This window comes from Candidatus Binatia bacterium, from assembly GCA_029243485.1.
Classification (GTDB): Bacteria; Desulfobacterota; Binatia; order UBA12015; family UBA12015; genus VGTG01.
In genome coordinates, this window is record JAQWRY010000032.1 from 20,246 (window position 1) to 42,040 (window position 21,795).

Genomic DNA, 21,795 nt, shown 5'->3' on the forward strand with positions numbered 1-21,795 from the left:
GCGTGGAGCTGGGTCGGGAGCGCTGCTAGCGTCAGCGCGATGTCCGACGAGCTGACGCGCGCGCTCGACCAGGCCGGCCAAGAGTTTCGGTTGCAGTTCTACTATCGGGACCTGGTCCGGCCGATTCTGAATCTGCCGCGCAAGCAATGGCCGAGCTGCTGCGGCGGGCACTGCGAGCCGTGCGCTCAGGTGCTGGTCGCCGTCGCGGATCGAGTGCAGGAACTGCTCGGCGAAACCACCTGATCGGGTGACCGGCGTTGGCCCCACCGAGGCTCTGCGGCACCGCAGATCGGCTGCAAGATTCTGAACTCGGCTATGGTGCGCAGGTGCCGTTCGAGTTGCAGATCGAGTTGGGGAAGAACGACCACTCCGGGTAAGTCGAGCATGGGCCTGGGCCTGCGGTGGGGCCGGCCACGCACGAACCCGCCCTGAGGGCGCAGCAGTTCCCGAGCCCGCCCGGCGGCGGCTCGAGCGTGTCCATCGCATCGCCGAGGAATGCGTCGGTCAGGCTCTAGTTCGTCGCCCAAGCGACGGTCGCGACGCAGTCCCCCTTCGCGTCAGCCTTCCGCCCAGCCTTCGCGAGCTTGGCGTCCGCTTTGGCCAAGCCGGCCTCCTCCACGGCGAGGCCCTTGGCCGCTGCCACGGATTTGCACTTGGCCTTCTGCAGCGCCGCACTACCGGCTGTTCGCTACTGCCTCGCCGTGCATGCGCTCCGGGCCGAAGCTCCCTCGGGCAACAGGAGCGCGAGAGTCAAGCCGGTGGCCGCTGCCACTTCTTAGTCCGTCACTACGATCTCGAGCCGGGCCTCGGGTCGGAAGTCTACGATGTACTCCGCTCCTCGGTAGAGCTCGGTGTGTCCCTTCTGACGCCCGAAGCCCTTTCCCTCGGTGAGTGTCATCCCCCGGATTCCGCTCGCGGCGAGCGCGGCTTTCACTTCGTCGACTTTGAACGGCTTGATGATTGCTTCGATCTTTTTCATGTTGGTCTCCTCAGGCGGGCGGCGCCGCCTCAGTATCGGTACCCGGACTCATCGTGGGTTCTCGCTCAATCATCAAAATGGTGCTCCTGGACGGCAGCTTGGTGGAAACGTCACTGCCTGATTTAGTGATAGGCGCCCAGATATTGTGGCGAAGGGGCAGGCCGCGAGGAGAGCGGTCCGAAGTGCCCAAAAATCAGGCAGGGGCGAGGGCCTGGCCAGCGTTCGGGAGGCGGCCGGCCATCGATCCGCGCGCTGCAGTGGTCCAAGAGCCGCCCCGATAGAGGAGTCCTTGAGTCGTGAAAAAGATCACAAGAGTCGCTCTCAAAGTCACACTGGTTCTCGCACTCCTACTCGGTGCGGCGTGGTTGAATCGCTCCGCCCTGGTGTTGACCGCGGTCGGGATCGCCATGGACATGGGCGGTTCCGTGGGACCCAACGTTGCGGTCGAGTGGCAGGCCGGAGAGCCGGACGCGGGTGCGCCCGGGGAGCGGCCGCCGAACATCGTCCTGATTCTCGCCGACGATCTCGGGTGGAACGACCTGACCTTCGGCGGCGGGGGTGTTGCCGGAGGGACCGTTCCGACGCCGCGAATCGATTCCATCGCTGCGGAGGGCGCGAGCTTCGTGAACGGCTACGCGGCCAATGGGACGTGTGCGCCGTCGCGCGCTGCTTTGATGTCGGGGCGCTACGGCACGCGGTTTGGATTTGAGTTCACGCCGACGCCTCCGGGCATGGGTACGGTCGTCGGAATGCTCGCCGGCGAGTCGTCGGATCGATTGCGCCCAGGGATGCCGGGAGACGGCGGCGAGTCGCTCGCTTACGAGGACATGGGCATGCCTGCCTCTGAGATTACGATCGCGGAACTCCTGAAGGCGCAGGGCTACCACACGGCGCACATCGGGAAGTGGCATCTCGGACGGAGCAACGGAATGGCGCCGGAGGATCAGGGCTTCGACGAGAGCCTCCTCATGGTCAGCGGTCTCTACCAGCAGGAGGACGACCCGCAGGTGGTGAACGCTAAGCAGAACTTCGATCCGATCGATCGATTCCTGTGGGCGGGAATGCGGTATGCCGCGAGCTTCAATGGCAGCGAGGCGTTCGAGCCCGGCGGGTATCTCACGGACTACTACACCGATGAGGCCGTCAAGATGATCGAGGCAAACAAGGATCGCCCGTTCTTCCTCTACCTCGCGCATTGGGCTCCCCACACGCCACTTCAGGCCTCGAAGGAAGACTACGATGCGCTTTCTCACGTCGAGCTGCACCGCGAGCGCGTGTACGCGGCGATGATTCGGGCTCTCGATCGTGGTGTCGGACAGGTTCTGGACGCGCTGCGCGAGAACGGGCTCGAGGACAACACGATTGTGATTTTCACGTCGGACAACGGCGGCGCCGGTTACATTGGTCTGCCCGACGTCAACGATCCCTATCGGGGCTGGAAGATCACCCTCTTCGAGGGCGGCATTCACGTGCCGTACTTCGTGAAGTGGCCGGGGAAGATCGCGCCCGGAACGACTGTCGACGAACCGGTACACCACTTCGACGTCTACGCCACGGCGGCCGCGGCCGCGGGTGCGGCCCTTCCCACCGATCGGAAGATGGACGGGGTGGATCTCGTTCCCTTCGCACGGGGAGAGGCGCAGGGAGCACCGCACGACGCGCTCTTCTGGCGCAGCGGTGCCTCAAGGAGCGCGCTCGTCGATGGGTGGAAGCTGAACGTCAGCGACCCGCCCGGGCGGAGCTGGCTCTTCGATCTGCGGTCCGACCCCACGGAGCAGCACGATCTTTCTGCCGAGCGTCCGGAGAAACTTGCGGAGTTGCAGGTCGCGCTCGCGGCTCACAACGCGGAGCAGCAGCCTTCCCGCTGGCCCTCGGGCGGATCATTCGCGATCAACATCGACAAGGACCTGTCGATCCCCGACGCGGCGGACGACGAATACATCTACTGGTCGAACTGAACGCCTCCGATCGGAGGGGGACGAGGGCGGCAGTTCAGCCCGCGTTCGGAAGCGGAAGGCCGTCGAAGTCGCCGAAGAACTCCGCCATCTTCTCTGGGTGTTCCCCGTCGGGCCGCCGCCGATGCGGCCAGTGTGCCGGCAGATCGCCGCGACAGTGCACGCAGGGAGCGAACCAGTACTCGCTTCCTCGGAGTGGCGCGACTTCCGCGGCAGCGTAGCGAAAGGTCATCCCGGCGCGTCGACTGTTGGAGTCGTTCCGTTCGGACCCGTGCAGGAGCAAGTCGGAATGCAGAGAGACCTCGCCGGCTGCGAGTGCGTTGGTGAACCGCTCTCCCAGGCTTCCAGGCCCGACGGCCTGTCGCTTCAAGACACGCGTGCCGTCGAGAGGTAGGTCTTCGTGGTCGATCGCGCCGCGCAGATGGCTGCCGGGAACGAACTGCATCGCCGCGTTCTCTTCGTCCGCCTCGTCGACGGCGAGCCAGACGGTAACGGTACGCGACGGGCTGATCGGCCAGTAGGCGCCGTCTTGATGGAGCGGCACCTGCATCGGGTCGCCGGGGAGTTTGCAGAAGAGGTGGTTCCCCCAGCAGCCGAAGTTCGTTCCGAGGATGTCCTGCACGTAGTCGAGCAGAACCGGCTGCAGCAGCATGTCGTAAATTCCCGCGCAGACCATGTGGTAGGCGTTGATCGAATACGAGTTGCGACGATCTTGCGCGGAAAGAACCTTCTCCAGTAGATCGTCGAGATAGCTGCGGATCCGCGTGATCTCCGCCGAGTCGAAGGCGGGAAGGCCGCTGATGAAGCCGTTCTCGTTGTAGTGCTCGATCTGTTCGCGGGTGAGCGTGCGGGCGTTCGCGGGGTCGGCTGGGATGAAGCGTAGCTCGCGCGTGTCGTTCGTGTCCGTTGCGTCGAAGAAGGTCTTGATCGCCAATGCAGAGTCCTCCGGGTTGGGTGTCTTCTCTCTACTGCTTGGTGTGCGTGCAGTCGATGGGCGGCGCTGGGCCTTGTCCGCCTCCTGCAGGAATTACAGACCTCTTAGGACAATTGGGTGTATGAGGTTCACCCCTAAGCCTAGAGGAGGTCGCTCATGTCCAATGACGAGCGGGAGATCCGCCGCAAGCTGCGTGTCCTCGAGCATGCAGGCCGGGGTGGAAACATCCGTCTGACCTGCCGGTACTTCGGAATTCCCGGTTCTCTGTTCTAGGTCTGGCGAGGCAAGTACCGAGCTCGAAGTCGAGCGGGCCTAGCACGAAAGAAAGCAGTCGGCGCCGTCTATCCGACAGCGATTGCGCCTGAGGCCGTCGAGAAGGTCCTTCACCTACGCCGCACGTACCACCTCGGGCCCATCCGAATCGTCTGGTACATGGAGCGCTATCACGGCATTCGGATCTCCGATGCCAGCGTCTAACGCACCTGTGGGCGCCATGGGATGAATCGCCTCCCCGGCCGAGTCGGGCGACGCGCGATTCATACCCATCGCTACGAAAAGCAGGTGCCGGGCCGTCATGTGCAAGTAGACGTTACGTTTTTGAACTTGAAGAGGAAGCGGGGGAAGCTTGCGAGGCACTTCCAATACACCGCGATCGACGACGCGACCTGCATTCGTGCGCTCAAGGTCTACACCCGCCACACCCAGCAGAACGCGATCGCCTTCATGGGCTACGTCGTCGAGAAGTTTCCGTTTCGCATCAACATGGTGCGCACCGATCGCGGACATGAGTTCCAGGCGCTGTTTCATTGGCACCTGGCGGATCGCGGAATTGAGCACGCCTACATCAAGCCACGCACGCCCCGACTCAATGGCAAGGTCGAACGCTCACACCGAACCGACAAGCAGGAATTCTATCAGCTGCTTACGTAAAAAGACGACGTCCTGGATCGCCTCGTAGGTCGAGTCGAAGCTCACGTCGCAGGTCGGATCGGTGGGCTCGGGACCGGGCGCGGGCGGCTCGGTCCAGAGCGGTCGCTGCTTCCGCAGCCAGCGACGAGGAACAAGGCGGAGAGGATGATGGGGTAATGACGGGCATCCGATCGATCCTGGCTGGAAAGGTTCCCGAAAAACCGCGCGTCTGGGCAGAGGCCACGCGTCGATGCGAGCCCTCTTGCGGCTGGGGAATTCCGCGCTAGCGTCTGTGGCTTGGCGACACACAGCGAGGGGGCGACCAGCATGCGAATCGGGTTCATCGGTCTTGGCAACATCGGTGGCAAACTCGCCGGCAGCCTGCTGCGGAACGGGTTTGACCTGGTCGTTCGGGATCTGGACGAGTCCGCGGCCCGACCCCTCCTGGATGGGGGCGCCGGGTGGGGGGCGTCTCCGCGGCAGATGGCCGATTGGGCGGACCTCGTCATCACCTGTCTGCCGAATCCCGCCGCGTCCGCAGCGGTTCTGGAATCCGAGGATGGAATCCTTGCCGGTCTCAGCGGTGGGAAACTGTGGGCCGAGATGTCGACGACCGACGAGGCCGAGGTAAAGCGCCTTGGTGCGTTGGTCGAAGCGACTGGCGCGAAGCCCATCGACTGTCCGGTCTCAGGTGGCTGTCATCGGGCGGCGAGCGGTAACATCTCGATCTTCGCCGGCTGCGACCGCGGAGTTTTCGAACGGGCGTTGCCGGCTCTCCAGGTGATGGGGCGCCGAATCTTGCACACCGGCGAGTTGGGCTCGGCCTCGGTGCTGAAGGTCGTGACGAATTATCTCGCGACGGCGAACCTCGTGTCGTTGTGCGAGGCGCTGACTACTGCGAAGCAGGCAGGGATGGATCTGAACACGACGTACGAGGCGATCCGCATCTCGTCGGGGAACTCGTTCGTTCACGAGACCGAGAGTCAGGTGATTCTGAACGGCAGCCGCGACATCAATGTCACGATGGATCTCGTCGTGAAGGACATGGGTCTCTTCAGCGCGGTCGCCGAGCGTGCGGGCGTTCCGCTGGAGTTGGCGCCGGTGCTGCTCGACATCTTCAACGACGGCACCGAGCGCTACGGTGCGCGGGAACTCTCGCCGAACATCATCAAGCGACTCGAGGACGGCTGCGGAGCCGAGATCGTCGCTGCCGGATTCCCTGAGGAGATGGTAGACGAGGACCCGGAAGTGCGGGGGTACGAAGTGCGACCGAAGGGCCGCTGAGCCGGCCCGCTAGGTCGAGAGCCCGAACGCCCGCGCCAGAACCGCCGTCATCTCGCCGCCCGCGCGCTGCGACACGGCCGCGGTCTGAATCACCGCCGAGCCGTGAAAGGTGCCTGGATACTGGTGCAGTTCTACCGAGACGCCCGCTTGCAGGAGGCGCTGGGCGTACTGGATCCCCTCGTCACGCAACGGATCGAACTCCATCGTCGACACGAATGCCGGGGGCAGGCCGGAGAGATCCGTGGCGCGCCCGGGGGCTGCGTAAGGCGATACGTCTCCGGGGTTCTCGCCGAGGTAGTAGCGCCAGCTCAGCGCTGCGTTCGGGCGATTCCACATCGGTGTGTCGGTGAACTGCTGCATCGAAACGGTTTCGAGTCGGTCGTCGATCACGGGGATGTTAAGGAGCTGGAAGCACAGTCGCGGCCCCTTGCGATCCCGCGCGGCGAGCGCGACCGCGGCGGCGAGCGCACCTCCTGCGCTGCCTCCCATGACGGCGACTCGCGACGGGTCGACCCCGAGCGCATCGAAGTTCTCCGCCACCCAGAGCAGACCGGCGTAGCAATCCTCGAAGCCGGCGGGGAAGGGATGCTCGGGTGCGAGCCGGTATCCGACGGAGACGACGACGGCCTCGAGGTCCGCACAAACACGAAGAGCTCCTTCGTGCTCGGCGTCGATGCTGCCGACGCAGAAGCCACCACCGTGGATGTACAGAACGCCGGGTCGGCCATCGCCGCTTTTGGGCCGGTACACGCGTACCCGGATCTCGGGATCGCCCGCTGGTCCGGGGACCAAACGGTCCTCCCAGGCGACGTGCTCCGGCGGATCGGTGCGCGGCATGGCGCCCAGAAGTTCGACGAGGTTGGCGCGTGCCTTCGCGACGTCTTCGATCCCGAGCTTCGGCAGCAGAGGGACGAGCGGGGCGAGTTCGGGGTCGTAGTTGCGGTCTGTCATGGCGCCGCGAAGCTGGCGAAGATATCGGGGAACGTCAAGGTGCCGGCGATGGCTCGGCGGCAGGGGCGTCGGAAGGCGACCGGTCGACGGACTCGCTCGGGCCGGCGATCGTCTCGTAGAAGGCCACGCTCTCTTCGATCTCCTCGAACAGAGTTCCTGCATTCCAGAGGACCTGGCGGCCGTCGAAGCCCAGCAGGATCGGGGAGACCTTCTTCGGCTTTTGGTAGCCTGCGATCAGCGCCGCTTCGAGCTTCTCGAGCAGCTCCAAGCTTGCCGCGGCCGCGCTTCGAGCGGCCGGGGTATCGGGTTTCTCCTGGGGGCGGTGGCGAAGATAGATGGGTGCCGTGTGCGCGATCGAACGAAGCGGCTTGCCAAATTCCGGATCGTCTCGCAGCTTTCTCCCCTCTGTTCGAGCGGCCAGCCACCCGGAAGAAGTGATCGAGACGGTGGCCTCGAGGACGAGGCGGCCGGGGCCAGCGAGCTTGCTCTGCGTCGCGACGACCTGGCCGTCGTGCAGGATCTCCGCGGCATCCACGGCGTCGCGATCGGGGTCGAACTCGACGACGAAGGAGAGGGCTACGGGCAGCGGAGTATCGAATTCGATCGTGTCGCCGATCTGCGAATTGCCGGCCCGAAACTCGAGCATGGGACCGTTGGTCACGAACGTTCGCCCGCGGCGAATGCCCTCGAGCCACGAGGCCTCGCTGAGGGCGCCATCGACCCGGGTGTAGAAGCGGTTCCGTCCGGGTGCTCCCCACGGGATGCAGGGATAGTCGGCTCCGGCGGTTGCGCTCAACCGGGCACCGAGGTTCAGGCCTCGGTAGTACGGCTCGAGGATCGTGGCATCGCGCTGGAGGAGTTCGACGAACTCGAGATTTCCTTCCGGCAGGTCGAGAGCGAACCCGGGCCCGACACCCCAGTGGGCGTACCCATTGATCGCGTTCTGTCGTTCCGCCTCACGCCAGTATTCGCTGTAGATCAGATACCGCTTCGGAAAGTCGATGTAGTTGCCCGCGCCGAGGATGATGCCATGCCCGAGCAGCCATGTGCGCGGATTCTCTTGCCCGGAGACCAGAAGCCGTCGGCCTTTGAGGAACGTGCCGTCCTTCCCGAAGGCGTACTGCGGAGCGGACACGAGCCCCTTGTAGCTGCCCATCTCGAGGAGACAGGCGACGTTCAGGTCTTCGGCTTCGAACCACCGAACGAGGAACTCGTTCGCGTGCGCCGAGGTCCGTGTGATGTGGAGGTGATCGTCGGCGCTGAACCAGCCGCGCTTCGCCATGTCGGTCCAGCGCTCGACTGTCAGGGCGAGCTCTTCGGTCTTCCCCGCACCGATCTCCACCGTCGTCGATGCAATGCGGTACTCGGGTCCCTTCTGCGCGACGACCTCGTACTTGCCGGGCTTCAGCTGAAGTTCGACGCCGTTCTCGAGGGCGTAGAAGTGCATGCTCGAGGTCGGCGTGTATGGCAGGACGATTGATCGCGGGAACTGCTCGTCCGACGAGAGCTCGTTCCACCACGGAACCGCTTTTGCGCGGCTGCACTCTCCGGGGGCAGGAAGCGCATCGCTCGGGACATGTGAGTCACCGGAAGCGTCCAGGACTTCCAATCGGGCCGGCGAGGGGGCGCCCGACTCGCCGTCGGTGATGAAGATTCGCAGGGTGCCTTTCGCGGGCGGGGCGTCGTCGGCCGCGTGGCTCAGCGAGGTGGGTGCGACCAGGGCCGCCAAGAGTAGGCCGACGAGAATCGGTTTGATCGAACGGGCCTCCACGAAGGTCCTAGCGGTACCAAAGAGTGCGCGGTGCGGCCAAGTACGCATTCGTCGATCTCCGGACGTTGTGGGGGGCGTCAATCGACTTGCACTCGGCGAGCGAAGGCTGAAGGATCGGTCGGTATGGCCGTCGCTCGCCGTCGTGCGCGAAACTTCCTTTGGGCCCTCGCTACGGTTGCGTTCGTCAGCTGCGCGACGCCGCCCGAGCAGGCGCCTCAGACGGAGCCGGGTCGGTCCGCGCGGATTGCCGCGCCGGAGACGCGCGGTTTCGTCGTGTCGAAGTTGAGTGGGATTCCGCCGGTCGGGGACGCCGGATGCCCTGATGGCCTCAACCGAACGGAACGGCAGCAGTACGGCATCGAGGCGGGAGAGCTCGAGGCGAAGATCGACGAGCTCGGTCGCGTCGCAGCCGAGAAGCTCTTGTACCCGCCCGACACGTGTCGGGACCCCGAGCGGCACGCGGATCCGGGCTTCCGAACGTTCGACGAGCCGGCCGCGGTCGCGGGACTCGATCTCGACGGGAAGACTTCGCGCAAGTCGGACTCCGCCGGATGCGCGCACGACGACTTCGTTGGGCCGAACGGGGAGAGCGGAATCGACAACCAGTACTGGCGCCTCGTCGGCTGTGTGGCGGGCTACCGCCCGGGGGGGCTCATCGACCGGGCCTTCGAGAACAACAACTACGTGCGCGAGGGCTTCCCAATCCTGTTGGAAGTCGACGGCGTCGACGATCCGAAGAACGACGACGCGGTGTCGGTCCGCTTCTTGTCGAGTCGCGACGCGGTATCTCTCGATGGGGTCGGGCATGTGACGCAAGGCACGAGCCTCGGCGTTCTCGACGAGCCGAAGTTCTGGAGCGACTTCGCGCCCGGACGGATCGAGAACGGAGTGCTGACCACCGAGCCGGTCGACGTCCTCCTGCGGTTCAAGCAGCAGGTCATCGACGGTGATGTGTACTACCGCGACACGAGGCTCCGCGCCGAACTGCTCCCCGACGGCCGCCTGCGCGGGGTGCTCGGCTTCTATCGCGATACGGGCCGCCTGTTTGCCCACATGAACGATCACTACATCGGGCAGTACCACACGGGGCGGAGTGCCTCGGATGCGCGTGGATATATCTGCGGCGGGATGCACTACGCGCTGGAGCGACTCGCCGACGGTCACCCTGACCCGGTTACCGGGCGCTGTACGTCGGTTTCCGCGGCCCTGGAGTTCGAGGCCGTCCCGGCATTTCTCATCCACCCGGAGTCCTGAGTCGGGTCCGCGCGGTGCGTCTCCGGGCCGCGACCGTTGAACATCGGTGCGCGGCTCGGCATCGTCGGGGGATGCGCGTGTCGATCTCGGTTTCGCTTCTTGGTCCCCTTTTCGCCTTGGTTTCGGTTCTGTCGGCCGTCGGCCTTTCGCACGCGGAGCCCGAAGCGCCCTGGATCACGGTTTCACCGCCGGACGAGCCCTTCTCCGTCCAGATGCCCGGCAAGCCCGACCGAAAGACCGCGCTTACGGACACGATCGTCGGCGACCTGACCCGGGTGACGTTCGCCTTCGACGAGGGTGGCATGGAGCTCGTCGTCACTCGCATCGACCTGCCGGGGGTCGCGACGTTCTTCATGTCGGACGAGTCTCTGTACCAGAACGTGCGCGAGGGATTCCTCAAGGGCAGCGACAAGACGGAGACGTCGTACGGCGAGGCTGAGCGAGCCGGCTGGGAGGGGAGGCGCCTCGAGTTCACCCGGCGGGGCGGCGGCCCGGAGAGGGAAGTGCGCGCTGAGTTCTTCCTGGTGGGCGATCGCATGGTGACCTTCATGGCAGTCACGCCGGCGGGCAAATCGCTCTCCGGCCTGAATCGCTTTCTCGAGTCGATCTCGTTCAAGGAGGTCGAGTGAGTTCCGCAGCAGCGCTCTCGCGCGTCGAAGGCATCCTCTGGGATAACGACGGCGTCCTCGTTGATACCGAGCCGCTCTACCTTCGTGCGAACCAGGAGATTCTCGCGGGCGTCGGCGTGACGCTCACCGAGGCGCTCTTCCAGGACATCAGCTTGCGTCAGGGGGGAAGCGTATTCGTCCTCGCGGAAGAGAAGGGGCTCGACGGCGCCGAGATCGAATCCCTTCGGTCCGAACGCGACGTTCGATACGCGGAGCTGATCGACACGGGGGTCAGGGTTCTGCCCGGGGTGCGCCCGAGCCTGCAGGCGCTGCACGGTCGCCTGCCCATGGGGATCGTCACCAGTTCGCAGCGCACGCACTTCGATCGCATCCATCGGTCTACAGAGCTCTTGGCGTACTTCGACTTCGTGCTCGCGAACGGTGACTACGACCGTCACAAACCCCACCCCGATCCGTACCTGGCCGGAGCTGCGCGTCTCGGTCTCGCCCCGGATCGCTGTCTCGCGATCGAGGACACAGAGCGAGGGCTCCGCGCGGCTACGGCTGCGGGGATGCCTTGTCTCGTCATCCCGCGTCCGCTGTCGCGCGATGCCGACTTCGCTTCGGCGCATGAGGTGTTGGCGTCCGCGGCGGACGTCGTCCGCGCGCTCGGAGGCTGAGCCCTCAGACGATCGCGGTGCTCTGTGGGACGGTCTTCCAGAACTCCGGGTCGTGACCGAAATAGATGCGCGCCCCGCGTGCCTGCAAATCCCGCAGGCGGTGCATCGAGGCGAGCATCTGTTCGCTGTCGTGGACGACCTGAGGAATCAGCAGCTCCTCGAGAGATTGTCGCAGGTAGCACGCGTCGCCGGTCAGGAGGACATCGCCGGAGTCGAGGCGGACCCGGAGCGATTGGTGTCCCGGTGTGTGGCCCCAGGTGGGGACGCACACGATGCTGCCGTCGCCGAAGAGGTCGTGCTCGCCGTCGAGCGTGAGGACGTCGTGGCCGTGGTCCCAGTCGGCGGCGGCCAGGCCGTTGCCGGCACTCAGGTCGGGATCGCGCGCGGCGTTCCACTCGCGTTCCTGGACGACCCACCTCGCGTTCGGCAGCAGCTGGTTGCCGCCGGCATGGTCGAAGTGAAGGTGGGAGTTCACCAGGAACTCGACCCGATCCGGCGCGATCTGCAGGGCCTCGAGCCGCGCGCCGACTTCCTCGCCCGCCGAAAAGTCGACCTGAAAGATCTTCGACAGAAAACCCAGGCGCTCCGCGGGGTCGGTTTGGACGTGCGGATGCATTCCCGTGTCGAAGACAACGCGCCCCTTGGGGTGCTCGACGAGATAGCTGGGAACGGGCACGCGGATCCGGCCGGTCCCCTCGGGCACGAAGAGGTCGAGGTTTCCCTCGAGCCAGCCGCAGGTGAAGGCAAAGAGTCGGACGGACACAGCGCGACGCTACGGTGTTTCGGGTGCGCGCGGCAACTCCTCGACAAGTGCCGCGGACTCCCCTAGCTCTGAGGCCGATGTCAACGAGCCTTCTCTTGCGCGCCGGGTTGGCCGTGTTCGCGGCCGGCGTCGGCGTGTACTATTTCGGCGGTGAAGAGTACCGCGTGCCGGCGGTCGTCATCCAGGTCGGCGGAGCTCTTCTCCTGTTTGTGAATGCGGCGCGCCAACGCCGTGAGGTCGCAGAGTCGGACGAGCCCGACGGCTGACGCCGTTGCCGCTTCTCAGGTCACGATTCGGTAGAGCACGGTTCCGCGTGCGCTGATTCGACCGTCCGCGGCGTTGCCGACTTCGACGTCGGACCAGAACATCTCAGCGTCTCGCTGCACGCAGCGGCCGTACGCAACGAGGTCGCACCGTGGTGTCGGCCCGAGGTTCTGGAGTTGCATCGACGCGGTAGATGCTTTGTAGCGCCCTGGTCCGCTCTCGGCCCACGAGGCCATCGCGCCGGTCGTGTCGAGCAGGGCAAGGACTGCGCCCTCGTGGACGCCGCCGGTACGATCGGCGTTCGTTTCGAGCCACGGCATTACGAGTCGCGACGTTCCACCCTTCATGTGTTCCACCTGGATCCCGCGGTTGCCGATGAAGGGGATCATTCCGATGTGGGGGCCCATCGTTCCCGGATCCGACTCGCCGTGGTCGCCGTTCGACACGACGGTTTCGGTGGGCGCGGCGCCGAAGCGTCCGCGAACGGTGGAGACGGTACGCGCGATCGGTTTTCCCTCGGACGTCTTGAGGACGACCGAGACGAAGCACAGCTCCTTGCCGCGTCGAAGAAGCTCCGCCTCGGCGACCACGTCCTGCCCGATCGCGGCGGACAGGTAGCTCACCTGCATCTGCGCAGTGTGCCAGGGCCCGGACTCCGAGCCGAGTGCCGCCCGCGCGAGGACCTGGCCACCGATGGCGCCGAGAGAGGCGGCACACCCCCCGTGAAGAACCTTGCCGGGATTGGAGTTGTCGTCCTTGTAGGGCAGGGAGATTCGGGCGCTTTCGGCGCCGAGCTCGTCGAGTCGAGCGCCGAGGGCCTGGCCGTAAGGCGAGTCCTCGACCCAGCTTTTGATCTCTTGGTCCACAAAGACTCCTAGCTAGCTAGTGTTGCGGGATGAGGCAGGAGTGAATCGACTCGTCGCCGGGTACCTGTCGCGCGAGGGTGCGGATCGCGAGCTCGGCGTCGGCGAGTCCGAAGTCGTGCGTATGCATGGCCTCGACCGGGTACTTCTTCGATTCGAGGAGTCGGATGGCGTTCGCGTATCCCGTGCTCGTCACACCGATCGCGCCGTGGATCGACACCTCTTTCATGACGATCTTGTCGGAGATGAATCCGGGGATCTCCTTGAAGCCCTTCACTCCCGCGAGCACCACGGTGCCGCCCATGCGTACGTAGTCGAGTGATTCTGCGACGGGCTCGACCGCGTAGGAGGACACGTCGACGACGACGTCGGCGCCGCGTCCGTTCGTGAGCTCGCGAATGCGATTGCGTGCGTTCTCGTTCTGCACGTCTACCGTCGCGTGCGCGCCGAACTTTCGCGCGATCTCAAGCTTCTGCGCATCGGCTTCGAGCCCGGTGACGATGATGTTGGCGGCTCCGGCTTCGCGGCAGGCGAGCACGCTGGCTAATCCGCGTTGGCCCGGACCGAGGATCACGACGGTGTCGCCGGGTTTGGTCTTCGGGATCTCGACTGCCCACCGAAAGCCGGCGCCGAGTGGGTTGAACATGACGGCCGTCGAGGCCGCTAGGTTCTTGTCGACCTTGTGCACGATGCAGTTCGGATCGAGGTACATGTATTGTGCGTACGAACCCCACAGGCCCGGTTCATCGGCAAGTGGGATGTAGGAGTAGATCCGGCGCGAGTCGCACAGGTGGTACGAGCCCTGAAGGCACGGGTTGCAGTGGCGGCACGACAGCATCGTCTCGACGGCGATCCGATCGCCGAGGTCGACGCCCCAGCGTTTCGCGGCGCGATCGCCGATGGCGGCGACGACACCGAGGGGCTCGTGGCCGGGAACGGCCGGCATCGGTGTTTTGAGAACGCCCTCGAACTGCTCGTAGTCGCTGCCACAGATGCCACAGGCCTCGATACGAACGAGCCCGGAGTCGTCGCTGATCTCGGGGATGGGCAGGTCCATCGGTTCGAGTTTGCGCTCGGCCGTCTGCACCATCGCAAAGCTGGTCTTCGGTAGCGTCATCGCGGGCTCCTCCGTCCAAAATCCAACATAAGTGTTGTAGTTCGATGGCGCAAACGGGTATGTTCGGGCCGATGCCCGGAGCCGACGTCACGCCGCGCCCCCTACGCAGCGACGCGCAGGCGAGCCGCGCGACACTCCTCGCCGCCGCCCGGCAGCTCATCGCCGAGCGCGGGATGGAGGGCTTGACCGTCGTTGCGGTCGCGCAGCGAGCCGAACTCAATCGCAGTACGGCTTACCAGCACTTTCCCAAGCGCGCAGACCTGGTCCAGGCCGTCGCCGGGGAGTTCGCGCGGGAGGTGCGAAACATTTTCGCCGAGCCGCGGCCGTTCGGTGAGCAGATTGACTACTTCGTCGAGTACTTCTTCGAACATCCCGACATCGCCCGCATCTGGATGTTCCAGATGCTCTCGGGGCATGCGGATTCTTCTCCAGGCTGGGGCGACTACTTGGGCGCGGTCGAACGGCTCGCGCAGAGTCCCCGAACGCAGGACGGGATCGATGCCGAGATGTTCGGTGTGATCGGCATTGCGGCGCCGCTGGTCTGGTCCCTCATGGCGCGCCAACGGACCCGGTCGGAGGAAGAGGCCAAGGTCGAGACGGCACGGTTCGCGCGTGAGTTGAAGCGGCTCTTCCTGTTCGGTGCGTTGCGGCCTGATGGCTGGCCCGAGTTGGTGGAGGAGTTCGAGCGAGACGGAGGGGCGTGACCAACCGGGGGGATTGCGAGCTCTCGATCCTCGACTGAGCGAAGCTTCGAGTGGGCTGCGCTTGCGCGCGCCCACCCCCAACTGTTGGAGACCCTTAAGGGAGGACTAAATCCAATGAAGGACTTTCGCCACAGGCTCGCGGTCGTCACGGGTGCCGGAACCGGGATGGGCCGGGAACTCGCCGTTCAACTCGCCGCGGCAGGCGCCCACGTCGCGATCTGCGACGTCATCGCCGAGAACATGGCCGAGGCGGCGGAATCGTGCCGCGCGGTCGCGCCGGACGGTGTGCGCATCTCGACGCATGAGTGCGACGTCTCCGATGAGTCGCAGGTGCTCGCGTTTCGCGACGGCGTCCTCGCCGCTCACGGAACTGACCACATTCACCTGCTCTTCAACAATGCCGGGATCGCAGGCGGCGGTGGCTTCGTCGACGGAGACCGCGCCGAGTGGGAAAAGACGTTCTCGGTTTGTTGGTCGGGCGTCTACTACTGTGCGCGTGCGTTCCTTCCTCTGCTTGTCGCCGCGCCGGAAGGCGTCATCTGCAACACGAGCAGCGTAAATGGCTTCTGGGCGAGCATGGGCCCCGCGACCCCGCACACGGCTTACAGCGCGGCAAAGTTTGCGGTGAAGGGCTTCACAGAAGCGCTGAAGACCGATTGTGAGATCAATGCGCCGCACGTGAAAGTTGCCCTCGTGATGCCGGGCCACGTCGGCACGTCGATCGCCCACAACTCGCGCAGCATCCTCGGCAAGCCGCCGCCGTCGGAGATGGGCGCAGAAGATCTCGCGCCGGTTCGCGATCAGATGAAGCGCATGGGCATGCCGGCCGACGGCGTTACGGACGACCAGATTCGGCAGGCGATTCATCAGCGGATGGAAGGATTCCGGGACAACGCACCCATGACCGCCGCCCAGGCGGCGAACGTGATCCTCGATGGGGTTCGCGAGGAGAAATGGCGCATCCTGGTCGGCAAGGATGCCGAGCTTCTCGACAAGATGGTGCGTGAGGAGCCCGAGTCGGCCTACGATGCGTCCTTCATGCAGCGCTTCACGCAGGGCGGAAACTTCAACTTCTGACCGGGACTTGTCGGTCGGCGTGCTCGCTGCAAGAGTGCGCTCGTGGCTGAAGAAACCGTCGACGTTCTGATCATCGGGGCCGGCGCCTCAGGCGCGGCGCTCGCCTGGAGTCTTGCCGACACGCGGATGCGCATCGTCTGCCTGGAGCAGGGCGGGTGGATGAACCCGGCCACCTACCCGACGACCGGCATGGACTGGGAGGCGCGGGCCCTGGGCGACTTCAGTGTGAGTCCGAATGACCGCGGCCGCCCCGAGGACTATCCCGTCAACGACAGCGAATCGCCGATCAAGGCGTCGATGTTCAACGCAGTCGGCGGCAGCACGATCCTCTACGCGGGCCACTTCCCGCGGCTCCACCCCTCGGACTTCCGCACACGCACGCTCGACGGCGTCGGTGAGGATTGGCCGATCGACTACAAGACGCTCGAACCCTACTACGCCGAGAACGATCGGATGATGGGCGTGGCCGGTCTCGCCGGCGATCCGGCGTATCCGCCAAAGGGGATGCCGCTCCCCCCGGTGCCCCTCGGCAAACTCGGCGAGAGACTCGCGGGCGGTTTCAATCAGCTGGGTTGGCACTGGTGGCCTTCGGACAGTGCGATCGCGACGGAACCATACCGCGGTCGTGATCGTTGCGTGAATCTCGGGCCCTGCATCAGCGGTTGCTCTCAAGGTGCCAAGGCGAGCACCGACATCACGTACTGGCCCGAAGCGGTGCGGCAGGGCGTCGAGGTCCGGACGAACTGTCGCGTGCGCGAGATCCTCCTTCGCGAGGACGGCATGGCCGACGGTGTCCTTTACTACGACGAAGCCGGGAATGAGTGCCGGCAGCGGGCCGAGATCGTGATCGTCGCCTGTAACGGCATCGGGACGCCGCGGTTGCTGCTCAACTCGAAGTCGTTGGCGTTCCCTGATGGCATTGCGAATCGCAGTGGACTCGTGGGGAAGAATCTCATGTTCCATCCCTACGGCATGGTCGTCGGATTCTTCGACGAGCCGTTGGAGGGCTACAAGGGCCCGACCGGCTGCAGCATCATGAGTCAGGAATTTTACGAGACCGATCTCGAGCGTGGTTTCACGCGGGGCTACTCGTTTGAGGCGGTGCGTGGGATGGGGCCGGTTTCGGCTGCGTTGTCGGGGATGGGTACCGGGCGTGTTCCATGGGGGGATGGGCATCACGACGGTTTCGCGAACGTTTACGATCGCACCGCGAGCTTACTGGCCATCTGCGAAGATCTCGCGGAGGAACGGAACTGTGTCACGCTCGACTCCGAGCTGACGGACCTTGACGGCATCCCCGCGCCGAAGATCAACTACCGCCTGAGTGACAACAGCGAGAAGATGCTCGCGCACGGTGTCGCTCGCGCGCAGGAGGTCCTCGCGGCGGCCGGGGCGCGCGATACCCAGGTGAACTCGCCCCTGAGCGTCGCCGGCTGGCATCTCATGGGGACCGCTCGGATGGGCAGGGATCCGGCGACATCGGTGGTGAACGAGTGGGGCCGCAGCCATGATGTGCGCAACCTCTTCATCATTGACGGCAGCATTTTCGTGACGTCGGGAGGGGTGAACCCCACGAGCACGATCCAGGCACTGGCGCTGTACGTGGCCGACCGGATGAAGAAGAACCTGGCCAATCTGTTCGACTGAGGCCTCGCGGCCCCGCCAGCCGTTGAGCGTCGCAGCGGATTCCTCATAGAGTAGTTCCGTGAACCTGTCCGACGACGAACGGCGCGGTCTCACGGGGCTCCTGAACGAGGTCATCCCGCCGAACCCGGACCGCGGGATGCCCGGCGCCGGAGACCTCGGCCTCGCAGGGATCGTCGCGGTCGCGCTCGCGAAGCACCCGGTGGTTCTCGACGCGCTCAAGGCCGGTCTTGCCACGCTCGACCGCGTCGCGCGTGGCGAATGCGGAGACGCCTTCAGCGCACTCGCGCCCGGCGACCGGAAGAGGATTCTCGGGCAAGTCGAGGACGCCGGCTCAGTGCTGGTGCCGATGCTCGCGTTCCCGACGTACGTCGCCTACTACGAGCACCCCGAGGTTCTCGTCGCGCTCGGGCGCGAGGCCCGTCCGCCGCATCCGAAGGGATATGAACTCGAGCCTTTCGATCCGCGGCTGCTCGAGAGCGTGCGAAGTCGCGGGCGGCTCTACCGGGAGTGCTGAATTGAATCCCCGCGCACCAGGTGCGTAGGGCGAGGCTTCCTGCGGCGATCGGCGGTCTCGTCGTCGCCTTAACGTCGTACGCCTCTTCCGTTGCGGGATCCGCGCAAGACACTCTGCAGACCATTGAGGTTCAACCAGGCCAGAATGTTCGTGATCTTTCACGCCGGTATCTAGGCAGTCTGGAACTCTGGCGCGACCTGCTCGTGCGTGCGACCACGCATCGGGATGAGGCTCTGCGTGATGGTCAGGCCGGTCGGCGGAAGGATGCGCGCGACCGTGCGAACGGGGCACTTCGTCTTCCCACCGAAGCGCGCGACCTCACGCGGTCGCGTCGCGAGGGCGAAGGCGCGAAGTTCGCCAACTACGAAGTGCAACCGGTCAAGCTGTCGTCCGGAACCGCGGAAGTGACGCTCGGGTGGAACCAGGGAATCGTGGTGTCGTCGGAGGAGGGACCGGCCGAACCGAAGGATCTCCTGCCGCCGCCGGCCCCAACCGGCTCGGTCGATGACTCCGTTCACTATCGGGAGACGGTGCTCTTGCGCTGGGCTGCCGTGGAGGGCGCGGTGGAGTACACGGTGGAGGTCGATCGCGATTCCCGTTTCGGATCGCCTGTCTTGTCCGCGCCGGGGCTTCCGACGGCCGCGTAAGCCGCCTCGGGTCTCGGCCGTCGTGTGGCTGGCCGGTGTTCTGCTCCTCGGTCTCGCGCTCTCGTCGGTGTCGGGTGCGGCCCACGAAGACTTCGCGCAGGTCGTCTTGATCGATGTGCCCGCCAACACCCAGGGGCCGATACGCGTTAGGCTGTTCGACCCCGACGCCGGCGGCGAGGTGGACGTGTTCTTCGGCTCGGGTGAGTTCGATACCTCGGCCCGCTTTGTTCTGTACGGCGGTGACGGTCTCACCGCGGGCGGTCGGGAACGAAGCGGGCGACGTCACGCGGCGCTGGGAGTTCGGAGGCGGCTCGGCGGCGTTCGTCGCCGCGTGACCGTCTTCTTCTCCGACATTCGTGGTTTCACGCCGTTCTCCGAAGAGCGAGAGCCTGAGGTCGTCGTGGAGATGCTCAACGTGTTCCTTCGCGAGCAGGCCACGTTCGGGAAGGAGTTCCGGGGGGACATCGACAAGTACGTCGGTGACGAGTTGGTGGCGGTGTTTCGCGGGGACGACATGGTCGTAAATGTCGTCCGCTGTGCGATCAAGATTCAAGCGGAGATGGAACGGCTTCGGTCGGAGCACCCGAAGTGGGACGTCGCGGTCGGCATCGGTGTGAATACGGGCGAGGTCGTGATGGGGGCGAGGTGCAGCGAAGAGCGGATCGACTACACGATCCTCGGCGACACGGTGAACGTCGGGGCGCGGCTCTGCTCCGTGGTGGGACGGGGGCAGACGCTTCTGTCGGCGACGTCGTACAAAGCCGTCGCCGGACTCGATGGCGTGTCCGCGGTGCGACTGGAGCCCCTCGAGATGAAGGGCAAGGTGCGCCCGGTCGAAGTGTACGACGTGAGCGGCGCCTGAGGCGTTACGCGGTCGCCGTTGCTTGTCCGGTCAGGTGCACGTAGAGCGCCTCGATCTCGACGAGAAGCTCGGGGCGGCAGAGCTGGGCGGGAACGAGCTCTTTGTCGACAGCGGCCGGGAAGTGCCGCTCCAGGGCATTCTGCAGGAAGGGCTTGTCTTGTGCGCGGACGTAGTAGGCGCGCACGCTTCGCGGGATGGCGCGGCCCATGGAGGAGGTCTCGAGAAGGGCGCGGAGGTTCCGGACGGTCTCGTCGAGCTGTGCTACCAGGTCTCTTTCGTGCAGGCTGGTCTCGCCGCAGACACTCGCGGTCCCACCGATGAGGAGCCAGCTCGGGCCGTTTCGCTCGAGCCGGGTCGCTCGTGCGAAGCAGGGCGGGACCGGGCCGTAACGCGCGGAATACTCGCGTGCGGGTGTCTGCCTGGGATTCTCGATTGATCGCCCCGGCTCCGTCGCTGCGAGGCAGTGGATCACGAGACTCGAACCGGCGTGGCCGACGGCGCTGGCCGTCGCCGCCTGCCTCGCCACCTCTTCGGGGTGCTCGTACCAGTGGAGATACGCGGCATGGCGGCCTGCGTTGAACGCCATGTAGCGATGCGGCAGCGGCTCGAGTGGTTCGAGGATTCCGGGTATCAGATTCCAGAACCGGATCGGTCGGGCGGCGTCGTGTCCGCGGAGTTCCCTGTGGATCGACTCGTAGGCGGCTTGCGTCGCGCGCTGAAACTGCGCCGCGTCCAGCGATGCGGCGGCGGGGACTGCGGCCGAAGCCAGGCTGAATCCGGGGCCCTCAGACGAACGTGTCCGCACGCCTTTCTCGTCGCTGGTCCACGCATCCGGCGTGGGATCCACCAGGCCCAGTGCCCAGAAGGGCGGCGCGAGGCTGATAGATTCGCTCATCGGCCGCATTCTACCAGCGGAGGAGGGAAACGGGGAGCAGTCGACGTGCCCGGCCGGTTCTGCAACATTCGGCGCGTCGATGAAGTTTCTCTTCGGTATTCTTCTCTCTCCGGTCGTTCTCGGCTGTGCGGCCTGGGCGGTCGCGGCGCTCTGGATCGACGGCCCCGAATCGCACGCTCTCGCCGGGGCCCTCGGCGTGGCGTTCTCGACCGCAGCGCTCGCGGTGTTTCTGATCGTTCGGCCGATGTGGCGGGCCCTGGGCGTCTTCGGGGTGTTGTTCCTGCTCGTCGTCGGGTGGTGGTTCACCATTGCCCCGAGCAACGATCGCGTGTGGGAGCCCTCCGTCGCGCAGATGCCGCGCGCGTCCCTCGACGGCGACCTTCTGACCTTCGAGAACGTTCGGAACTTCGATTACCGCTCCGAGACGGATTTCGACGAAGTCTGGGAGACCCGGACCTACGATCTTTCCGCGATCAGCGGGGTCGGGCTGCTCCTCTCCTACTGGTCGTCTCCCCTGATTGCGCATACGATGATGACGTGGACGTTCGAGGATGGCCCGCCACTCGCGATCTCGATCGAGACTCGGAAGGAGGAGGGAGAGGAGTACTCAGCGGTTCTGGGCTTCTTTCGCCAGTTCGAGCTTTACTACGTGGTCGCCGACGAGCGGGATGTCGTACGCGTCCGCACGAACTACCGGGGGGAGGACGTCTACCTCTACCCGCTCGACACCACCCCGGAGACCGCGCGTCGATTGCTTCTGGACTACGTCGCGCGAATCAACGAGTTGGCTGACCAAGCCGTTTGGTACAACGCCGCCACACACAACTGCACGACGACCATCCGCCACCACACGGCGGCCATCGGCGCGAGCGGCCCGTGGGACTACCGCTTCCTCGTGAACGGCTACCTCGACGAACTCGCCTACGAATCCGGCGTCATCGACACGAGCCTTCCGTTCCCCGAAGTTCGCCGCCGCGCCAATATCGTCGATCGCGCCAACGCCGCCGACACCTCCCCAACCTTCTCCACCCAAATCCGCTCCCCAGGTGGGGATGCTCGTTAGTCTCGCCCGTTTCTTTAGTCGTTACTTTCTCGACGCCTCGGACTCCGTTCGAGC

Annotated in this window: 22 protein-coding genes and 2 pseudogenes; 15 read left to right on the forward strand and 9 right to left on the reverse strand. The window is 65.4% G+C overall.

The annotated features are described in order from the left end of the window. Positions 1-39: 39 nt before the first annotated feature. A complete protein-coding gene (locus P8R42_10500) occupies positions 40-243 on the forward strand; it encodes a hypothetical protein (protein MDG2305068.1) in 204 nt (67 codons plus the stop codon). Between the two features lie 268 nt (positions 244-511). Here P8R42_10500 and P8R42_10505 read toward each other — a convergent pair whose 3' ends face one another. Both P8R42_10505 and P8R42_10510 read right to left on the reverse strand, forming a co-directional pair. Then, the gene (locus tag P8R42_10505) at positions 512-643 is read right to left on the reverse strand and encodes a hypothetical protein (protein MDG2305069.1); all 132 of its coding nucleotides are present in this window, start codon (positions 641-643) and stop codon (positions 512-514) included. Between the two features lie 135 nt (positions 644-778). Beyond that, a pseudogene (locus P8R42_10510) lies at positions 779-979 on the reverse strand (P-II family nitrogen regulator). 296 nt (positions 980-1,275) lie between these two features. Between P8R42_10510 and P8R42_10515 the strand changes: the two are divergent. Next, positions 1,276-2,937, forward strand: coding sequence for a sulfatase-like hydrolase/transferase (locus P8R42_10515; GenBank protein ID MDG2305070.1), 1,662 nt, complete (start codon positions 1,276-1,278; stop codon positions 2,935-2,937). A gap of 34 nt (positions 2,938-2,971) precedes the next feature. Here the strand turns inward: P8R42_10515 and P8R42_10520 are convergent, their stop codons facing one another. After that, positions 2,972-3,868: a phytanoyl-CoA dioxygenase family protein gene (locus P8R42_10520; protein ID MDG2305071.1), complete on the reverse strand. Its 897-nt coding sequence runs from the start codon at positions 3,866-3,868 to the stop codon at positions 2,972-2,974. Between the two features lie 389 nt (positions 3,869-4,257). Between P8R42_10520 and P8R42_10525 the strand changes: the two are divergent. Continuing rightward, positions 4,258-4,795: pseudogene (locus P8R42_10525) on the forward strand (DDE-type integrase/transposase/recombinase). 309 nt (positions 4,796-5,104) lie between these two features. Beyond that, positions 5,105-6,061 carry an NAD(P)-dependent oxidoreductase gene (locus P8R42_10530; protein MDG2305072.1) on the forward strand — a complete coding sequence of 319 codons (957 nt, stop codon included), beginning with the start codon at positions 5,105-5,107 and terminating at the stop codon, positions 6,059-6,061. 9 nt (positions 6,062-6,070) lie between these two features. On the opposite strand, the gene P8R42_10535 is transcribed toward P8R42_10530, so the two are convergent. Together P8R42_10535 and P8R42_10540 are read right to left on the reverse strand one after the other, a co-directional pair. Then, a complete protein-coding gene (locus P8R42_10535) occupies positions 6,071-7,012 on the reverse strand; it encodes an alpha/beta hydrolase (GenBank protein ID MDG2305073.1) in 942 nt (313 codons plus the stop codon). Positions 7,013-7,046: 34 nt separating this feature from the next. Beyond that, positions 7,047-8,831 (reverse strand): CehA/McbA family metallohydrolase, encoded by a 1,785-nt coding sequence (locus P8R42_10540; protein ID MDG2305074.1) that lies wholly within the window; start codon positions 8,829-8,831, stop codon positions 7,047-7,049. Between the two features lie 75 nt (positions 8,832-8,906). Between P8R42_10540 and P8R42_10545 the strand changes: the two genes are divergently transcribed. The 3 genes from P8R42_10545 (at position 8,907) to P8R42_10555 (ending at position 11,325) form a co-directional block, all read left to right on the forward strand. Further along, entirely contained in the window at positions 8,907-10,037 is a 1,131-nt protein-coding gene (locus P8R42_10545) for a hypothetical protein (GenBank protein MDG2305075.1), read from the forward strand. Between the two features lie 77 nt (positions 10,038-10,114). Next, on the forward strand, positions 10,115-10,666 hold the full coding sequence (locus tag P8R42_10550; protein MDG2305076.1) for a hypothetical protein: 552 nt from the start codon (positions 10,115-10,117) through the stop codon (positions 10,664-10,666). Next, on the forward strand, positions 10,663-11,325 hold the full coding sequence (locus P8R42_10555; GenBank protein ID MDG2305077.1) for an HAD family phosphatase: 663 nt from the start codon (positions 10,663-10,665) through the stop codon (positions 11,323-11,325). The genes P8R42_10550 and P8R42_10555 overlap by 4 nt, the downstream gene beginning before the upstream one ends. A gap of 4 nt (positions 11,326-11,329) precedes the next feature. On the opposite strand, the gene P8R42_10560 is transcribed toward P8R42_10555, so the two are convergent. After that, positions 11,330-12,088, reverse strand: a complete 759-nt coding sequence (locus tag P8R42_10560) for an N-acyl homoserine lactonase family protein (GenBank protein MDG2305078.1) — start codon at positions 12,086-12,088, stop codon at positions 11,330-11,332. Positions 12,089-12,165: 77 nt separating this feature from the next. Between P8R42_10560 and P8R42_10565 the strand changes: the two genes are divergently transcribed. Then, positions 12,166-12,354 (forward strand): hypothetical protein, encoded by a 189-nt coding sequence (locus P8R42_10565; GenBank protein MDG2305079.1) that lies wholly within the window; start codon positions 12,166-12,168, stop codon positions 12,352-12,354. A gap of 15 nt (positions 12,355-12,369) precedes the next feature. On the opposite strand, the gene P8R42_10570 is transcribed toward P8R42_10565, so the two are convergent. Together P8R42_10570 and P8R42_10575 are read right to left on the reverse strand one after the other, a co-directional pair. Further along, a complete protein-coding gene (locus P8R42_10570; protein MDG2305080.1) occupies positions 12,370-13,218 on the reverse strand; it encodes a PaaI family thioesterase in 849 nt (282 codons plus the stop codon). A 16-nt stretch (positions 13,219-13,234) separates the two neighbouring features. Further along, a complete protein-coding gene (locus P8R42_10575) occupies positions 13,235-14,332 on the reverse strand; it encodes a zinc-binding dehydrogenase (GenBank protein MDG2305081.1) in 1,098 nt (365 codons plus the stop codon). 44 nt (positions 14,333-14,376) lie between these two features. Here P8R42_10575 and P8R42_10580 point away from each other — a divergent pair, with 44 nt between their 5' ends. The 6 genes from P8R42_10580 (at position 14,377) to P8R42_10605 (ending at position 19,783) form a co-directional block, all read left to right on the forward strand. After that, complete coding sequence (locus tag P8R42_10580) at positions 14,377-15,036, forward strand: helix-turn-helix domain containing protein (protein MDG2305082.1); 660 nt, start codon at positions 14,377-14,379, stop codon at positions 15,034-15,036. 114 nt (positions 15,037-15,150) lie between these two features. Further along, entirely contained in the window at positions 15,151-16,113 is a 963-nt protein-coding gene (locus tag P8R42_10585) for an SDR family NAD(P)-dependent oxidoreductase (GenBank protein ID MDG2305083.1), read from the forward strand. A gap of 42 nt (positions 16,114-16,155) precedes the next feature. Next, positions 16,156-17,760, forward strand: a complete 1,605-nt coding sequence (locus tag P8R42_10590; protein ID MDG2305084.1) for a GMC family oxidoreductase — start codon at positions 16,156-16,158, stop codon at positions 17,758-17,760. Positions 17,761-17,818: 58 nt separating this feature from the next. Then, on the forward strand, positions 17,819-18,274 hold the full coding sequence (locus P8R42_10595) for a gluconate 2-dehydrogenase subunit 3 family protein (protein MDG2305085.1): 456 nt from the start codon (positions 17,819-17,821) through the stop codon (positions 18,272-18,274). Positions 18,275-18,477: 203 nt separating this feature from the next. Continuing rightward, on the forward strand, positions 18,478-18,921 hold the full coding sequence (locus P8R42_10600) for a hypothetical protein (GenBank protein MDG2305086.1): 444 nt from the start codon (positions 18,478-18,480) through the stop codon (positions 18,919-18,921). A gap of 22 nt (positions 18,922-18,943) precedes the next feature. Further along, complete coding sequence (locus P8R42_10605; GenBank protein ID MDG2305087.1) at positions 18,944-19,783, forward strand: adenylate/guanylate cyclase domain-containing protein; 840 nt, start codon at positions 18,944-18,946, stop codon at positions 19,781-19,783. Positions 19,784-19,787: 4 nt separating this feature from the next. Here P8R42_10605 and P8R42_10610 read toward each other — a convergent pair whose 3' ends face one another. Beyond that, entirely contained in the window at positions 19,788-20,678 is an 891-nt protein-coding gene (locus P8R42_10610) for a hypothetical protein (GenBank protein ID MDG2305088.1), read from the reverse strand. A 79-nt stretch (positions 20,679-20,757) separates the two neighbouring features. Between P8R42_10610 and P8R42_10615 the strand changes: the two genes are divergently transcribed. Continuing rightward, positions 20,758-21,741, forward strand: a complete 984-nt coding sequence (locus tag P8R42_10615; GenBank protein ID MDG2305089.1) for a DUF4105 domain-containing protein — start codon at positions 20,758-20,760, stop codon at positions 21,739-21,741. Positions 21,742-21,795 lie beyond the last annotated feature (54 nt).